The 5913-nt window shown below is 33.9% G+C and carries 6 protein-coding genes and 2 pseudogenes; 4 read left to right on the forward strand and 4 right to left on the reverse strand.

Annotated elements, in window-relative coordinates:
- Both MKL51_RS11755 and MKL51_RS11760 read right to left on the reverse strand, forming a co-directional pair.
- The coding region (locus MKL51_RS11755; protein WP_079396101.1) for an IS30-like element ISAba125 family transposase at positions 1-938 on the reverse strand (938 nt) is incomplete at its 3' end.
- 56 nt (positions 939-994) lie between these two features.
- A pseudogene (locus MKL51_RS11760) lies at positions 995-1333 on the reverse strand (GNAT family N-acetyltransferase); the annotation flags it as partial.
- 59 nt (positions 1334-1392) lie between these two features.
- Here MKL51_RS11760 and MKL51_RS11765 point away from each other — a divergent pair.
- Together MKL51_RS11765 and MKL51_RS11770 are read left to right on the forward strand one after the other, a co-directional pair.
- A pseudogene (locus MKL51_RS11765) lies at positions 1393-1503 on the forward strand (hypothetical protein); the annotation flags it as partial.
- Positions 1504-1540: 37 nt separating this feature from the next.
- The gene (locus MKL51_RS11770; protein WP_032007429.1) at positions 1541-1969 is read left to right on the forward strand and encodes a hypothetical protein; all 429 of its coding nucleotides are present in this window, start codon (positions 1541-1543) and stop codon (positions 1967-1969) included.
- 68 nt (positions 1970-2037) lie between these two features.
- Here MKL51_RS11770 and MKL51_RS11775 read toward each other — a convergent pair whose 3' ends face one another.
- Both MKL51_RS11775 and MKL51_RS11780 read right to left on the reverse strand, forming a co-directional pair.
- Positions 2038-3621: an ATP-binding cassette domain-containing protein gene (locus MKL51_RS11775; protein WP_270904325.1), complete on the reverse strand. Its 1584-nt coding sequence runs from the start codon at positions 3619-3621 to the stop codon at positions 2038-2040.
- 260 nt (positions 3622-3881) lie between these two features.
- On the reverse strand, positions 3882-4325 hold the full coding sequence (locus MKL51_RS11780; RefSeq protein ID WP_002115225.1) for a universal stress protein: 444 nt from the start codon (positions 4323-4325) through the stop codon (positions 3882-3884).
- A 290-nt stretch (positions 4326-4615) separates the two neighbouring features.
- Between MKL51_RS11780 and MKL51_RS11785 the strand changes: the two genes are divergently transcribed.
- Both MKL51_RS11785 and MKL51_RS11790 read left to right on the forward strand, forming a co-directional pair.
- Positions 4616-4843, forward strand: coding sequence for a hypothetical protein (locus MKL51_RS11785; RefSeq protein WP_002115208.1), 228 nt, complete (start codon positions 4616-4618; stop codon positions 4841-4843).
- A 132-nt stretch (positions 4844-4975) separates the two neighbouring features.
- Positions 4976-5913, forward strand: a 938-nt coding sequence (locus tag MKL51_RS11790; RefSeq protein ID WP_079396101.1) for an IS30-like element ISAba125 family transposase, incomplete at its 3' end; no start/stop codon positions are given.

The raw sequence follows: 5913 nt of genomic DNA on the forward strand, positions 1-5913 counted from the left end.
TTTCTAGGACGAGTATTCAGTGACATGGCAACTTGATTTAAATAATGCTGATCTGCCTGATTTAAATCAATCCCTTTAGGTAAATATTGCCTAATTAAACCATTCATATTTTCGCATGTGCCTTTTTGCCAAGGTGAATGTGGGTCACAGAAATATACATCTATGCCTAAATCTTCTTCGAGTATTTTATGTTCTGACATCTCGCGTCCACGGTCATAGGTCAACGTTTTACGCAGTTCTGCAGGTAAATATTTCAGAGCTTCAGTTAAAGCCTTGCGCACTGATTCTGCCTTTGCATCAGGTAATGTTGCCAAGATACAGAGCCGTGTATTTCGTTCAATAAGTGTTGCTATCGAACTTTTATTGTCTTTACCTTTAATTAAATCAGCTTCCCAATGACCCGGTATTTTTCTTTCTTGAACTTCGGCTGGGCGCTCATGAATAGTTTTAATATCCTGTAATATAGAATCTTTTTTAGGTTCACCGTTAGCTTTTCGCTTTTTATTTTCATGACGCAGACAGGATAATAAGTCTTTTTTCAACTCACCCTTGGGTAATGCTCGTATCGTTGAATAAATCGTTGTATGGCTTACATTCATTGTTTGATCCAAATCAGGAAATGTCTTTAAACGCTTTGCTATTTGCTGAGGAGACCATAAACAACGGATCGCTTCAACAATAAATTTCCAGAGGATTGAATCGATTTTGAGTTTTCTGTGACCACGTCTACGTCTAGCGAAGGTGTTATCAGAAGCATATCGAGCTTGATAAACGTCATTGATGCTATTTCTTTTAAGCTCACGATAGATCGTACTAGGATGTCTTTTAATGAGTTCAGCAAATTTTCTGGCTGAAAAGCCTTCTTTTCTTGACTCAAGCATTAATGCAGTACGATCTTCAAAGTTAAGATGATGGTATGACAATTTTATATACTCCATAAACCCTTTAAATTAATTAGGTGGTTTATGTCGCACTTCAAGTTTTACTCTGCCCATCCTTGAGCGCCAAGTTGTTTTAATTTTCCTAGTGATTTATTGATGAGAAGAGAGCCAACACCGCATCCTTGTTTATCTGGATGAACTGAGATAGGACCTAAACCATACCAACCTATTTCGCCTGAGCTAATCTCAACCGGAGAAATAGCAATATGTCCAATAATAGACTCATCTTCAATTGCAACTAGAGAAATAGTAAGTTGTCCGTGAGCTCTTAGACTATTAACAATAAAATGCTCGGTATGACTTGTGTGCTCAGCATTTTCAAAAGCTGCTTTTGTCAATTTTTCAATGGCTTCAATATCTTCGGCTTGCTCATCACGAATAATAATATTCATTAAAAACTCTTCCAGATGTATAAATTATCCATATACTTTAACTTTTAAATAATTATTGAAAAGAAGATAATTTAGATTTCTAAGATACTTTATTTGTTACTGGTTATAAAAAGCAACTACTACTCATCAAACTCATACATAAAGTAAAATTTTATAAAAATCATTTTTAATATAATCACTTTAAAAATAATTTTGAGGGTCAATAAGTTGAGAAAAATCATTAAAACATTATTACTATCTACGCTTATTTCAGCTACTTCGTTCACTGTCTATGCCAAAAATACTGAGCAAAAAGTTAATTTTTTACAAAGTTCACCACATACCATTTTAACTGGAAAATTTCAGGGCTACGATGATGTAAAGTATAGAATTTATGGAAAAAAAGGCCAAATATTAAAATTTGATATTAATAGTCTGGGGAATTTAGCCTACATAAATATTTTTTCACCTGGTAAAAAACCAGGTAAAGATAATGCACTATTGATTGGCTCAACTATAGGTTTTAAAGGAGAGCTTACTTTACCAGTTGACGGCGATTATATTATTCAAGTTTATCAAATGCGTAATAGTGCTCGTAAAAATAAAACTGTCAAATATACTTTAGAGCTCGAGTTATTAAGCAAAGTGAAACAATAATAACTGATGAAATTTACTAGCTCTCAAATGAGAACTAGTAAATTTGAAACTTGGTATATTACTAACTATTACGTTAAGGAAAATGACTCATGAATGCCCGAGCTTTCAACAAACAGTTGATCGTGTGAAACGAGCAATAACGCACCTTCATAACTCTGAATTGCATGAGCGAGTAACTCCCTAGATTCAATATCCAAGTGATTTTCTGGTTCATCTAATAACAGAAGTTCAGGTGCAGGGTTTAACTGGCTAAGAGCTAATAAAGCTACTTTTAATTTTTCACCACCACTTAACTGAGACAATAGTTGGGTACCTTTATCCCCACGAATTCGAAGTTGACCTAGCAAATTTCTCCATTCGAGTTCTGAAAGTTCATTATTCATGTGAGATAAATTTTCAATAACATTGATTTCATCACACAAAAAGCTAAAGTTCTGGTCGAGGTAGAAACACTCTACAGATAAGTGAATGCTGTCACAGGGTTGATTGTTTTGTGCATGAATTGCCTTAAGTAAAGTTGATTTTCCAATACCATTTTGTCCTGTTATGTGAATTTTTTGAGCTGCTTGTACAGCTAGATCGATGGGTTTTTGAGTACCATGTTTCAGTTTCAACTTTTTAATCCGCAGAATTTCACCAGATTTCTTATGAAAAGACGGGAAGACAAAATGTTGATGTTTAACAGTTTCGAGAAGCAATTTCTTATCTTTTAAATCATTTTGACTGTTCGAAATCTGACGTTGGTGTTGAGACTGTATAGCAGCAATGCTTTGGCCTGCTTGTTCCTTTTTAAAGTCGAGCAAAATCTTGGCTTGAGAATTTGATTCTCTTAATTTATTTCCAGCACGCTCACGTTTTTGAGCTTTCATTAATACATCATGTTGCTTTTGCTTCATGTGTTTAACTTCACGTTGGTTCTGTTGAATAGGTTGCTCTAGAGCTACAATATTGGTTTGATACTGCCCATAAAATTTTTCATAGTTTCCGGTGGTGTGATGTAGACCATGTTCATTTAAATGATAAATATGGTCGACTTCATTTAATAAATTCCGATCATGGCTAATGATAAGACTACCTGCCGGATGTTTTTTTAAATGATCGATTAACCATTGTCTAGATTCCTGATCTAGATGATTACTAGGCTCATCAAGTAATAGATAGTGGTCTGATTTTAAAAATAAACAGCTTAAAGCCAACTTGGTTTTTTGGCCTTCACTTAAATTTTTAACTGGGAAATCTAAATCTGTTGGTAGACCAGCTGATTGTAAGAGATTGTTCCATAAAATGGGCAGGTCCCATTTACCTTCCAATAAATCATAATCATCGAAGTCGGCATTACCTTGTTCAACTCTTTTAAAAGCATCGTAAATATCTAAAATATCTAAGGCTTCAGCAATTGTAAGTGCTGTCAAACGATGCAATTGAGGTAAATACGCATGTTTTACATGCCAAGATATTTGCCCTGATGTAACAACTGAATCTAATGCAAGCGTCTCATTTAACATTTGCATAAGCAAAGATTTGCCTTGGCCATTACGACCAATTAGGGCAGAGACCTGATTCGATTCAAGACTAAAATTTAGATGCTTAAACATTACCTTTGAAGGGAACTCTAAGGTAAGTTGCGATATTACACATGCCTGCTGAGTCATAAAAAACCTCATAAATACAGGATGTACAAAATAGGAAAATGATAATTTTTAATAGAGATGGTAAATCACAAAAATAGTCTATTTTGCACATCAAAAAAAGAAAAAATTGATGAGAAAAAAGACTTACTTCATTGGCGTGACTCACGAAATTGATGGAATAGTGAACTATTCTATAGAGTTTTTTAGTGGGTGTAAAATTTCTATAAGTTATTTTATTAAAAAGCCCAATTATTAGATTGGGCTTTTATCTTTCAAGTATTTTACTCTTTTACGACTAAAACTTGAATCTTGGTGCTATTTAAAACATCTTGAGCAAAGCTTCCCAAAATTAGTTTTTGGAAACCTTTACGGCCATGCGAACCAATCACAATCAAATCAGAACCTAAGTCTTCTACGGCTTTCAAAATACCATCTGAAGAAATTTCACCTTGAATGATTTGAGTTTCTGCATCAATGCCTTCTTCAGCACATAAAGCTTTAACTTTTGCGAGAGTTTTTTCTGCATTAGCACGTGCTTCAACAAAATAATCTTTTACAACAGGTGAGATATAATAAAAATCTACGCCACTAAAAGGATCTACCGCAACCAAACTAATGGCGGTCAATTTACTACCAAATGCTTTTGCAATATGAGCTGCTTGTCGAGCTGCTGCTAAAGAAATCTCAGAACCATCTACTGGTACAATAATATGTTGGTAATTCATGATCTTATTCCTCTTATTTACAGTTGTTATATGTATGAAGCTTTTATTAATTAAAGATTAACATATTTCATTCTTTGGAGACATCTCTTCAATTAAAAGTTATTGAAATTAAATAAAATAAATATAAATCAAATAATTGAGTTGATTACTTTGCTAGTTTTGAACTGGTAGGTAAGCTATAGACCTATAATTATTAATATTTACATGAAAATTACAAAAAATTACGGTTCATATTTCTGTCACAAAGAAGCCGTATAACAAAATAGTGAATTAAAGGGGGGCTAAGAAAGATGGCAGATTTAACAGCAAAGAAAGTCAATAAACTCATTGAAGAGTTTAGTCAAACAGGTAAAGAACCTCAAAAGTTAATCATTGGCTACAAAACTTATGCAAGACTGATGACTGAAGATAAATTTGCAGAAAAAGTTGTTCCTTCACTAGAAGACTCAAAAGAACGCTTATATAAAAACTTAAAAATTAAACTTGTGACTGAAAAACATTATTTTGAAATTAAATAAAACTTATGTGAACTTCATCACTGTCTATTAAACTAAATTAACACTAAATAAGTTTAATAACATTATTAATGTATGATGGGCAGAGTAAAACTTGAAGTGCGACATAAACCACCTAATTAATTTAAAGGGTTTATGGAGTATATAAAATTGTCATACCATCATCTTAACTTTGAAGATCGTACTGCATTAATGCTTGAGTCAAGAAAAGAAGGCTTTTCAGCCAGAAAATTTGCTGAACTCATTAAAAGACATCCTAGTACGATCTATCGTGAGCTTAAAAGAAATAGCATCAATGACGTTTATCAAGCTCGATATGCTTCTGATAACACCTTCGCTAGACGTAGACGTGGTCACAGAAAACTCAAAATCGATTCAATCCTCTGGAAATTTATTGTTGAAGCGATCCGTTGTTTATGGTCTCCTCAGCAAATAGCAAAGCGTTTAAAGACATTTCCTGATTTGGATCAAACAATGAATGTAAGCCATACAACGATTTATTCAACGATACGAGCATTACCCAAGGGTGAGTTGAAAAAAGACTTATTATCCTGTCTGCGTCATGAAAATAAAAAGCGAAAAGCTAACGGTGAACCTAAAAAAGATTCTATATTACAGGATATTAAAACTATTCATGAGCGCCCAGCCGAAGTTCAAGAAAGAAAAATACCGGGTCATTGGGAAGCTGATTTAATTAAAGGTAAAGACAATAAAAGTTCGATAGCAACACTTATTGAACGAAATACACGGCTCTGTATCTTGGCAACATTACCTGATGCAAAGGCAGAATCAGTGCGCAAGGCTTTAACTGAAGCTCTGAAATATTTACCTGCAGAACTGCGTAAAACGTTGACCTATGACCGTGGACGCGAGATGTCAGAACATAAAATACTCGAAGAAGATTTAGGCATAGATGTATATTTCTGTGACCCACATTCACCTTGGCAAAAAGGCACATGCGAAAATATGAATGGTTTAATTAGGCAATATTTACCTAAAGGGATTGATTTAAATCAGGCAGATCAGCATTATTTAAATCAAGTTGCCATGTCACTGAATACTCGTCCTAGAAA

The organism is Acinetobacter sp. AOR18_HL, assembly GCF_027855145.1.
In the GTDB taxonomy this organism is placed as follows: Bacteria; Pseudomonadota; Gammaproteobacteria; order Pseudomonadales; family Moraxellaceae; genus Acinetobacter; species Acinetobacter pittii.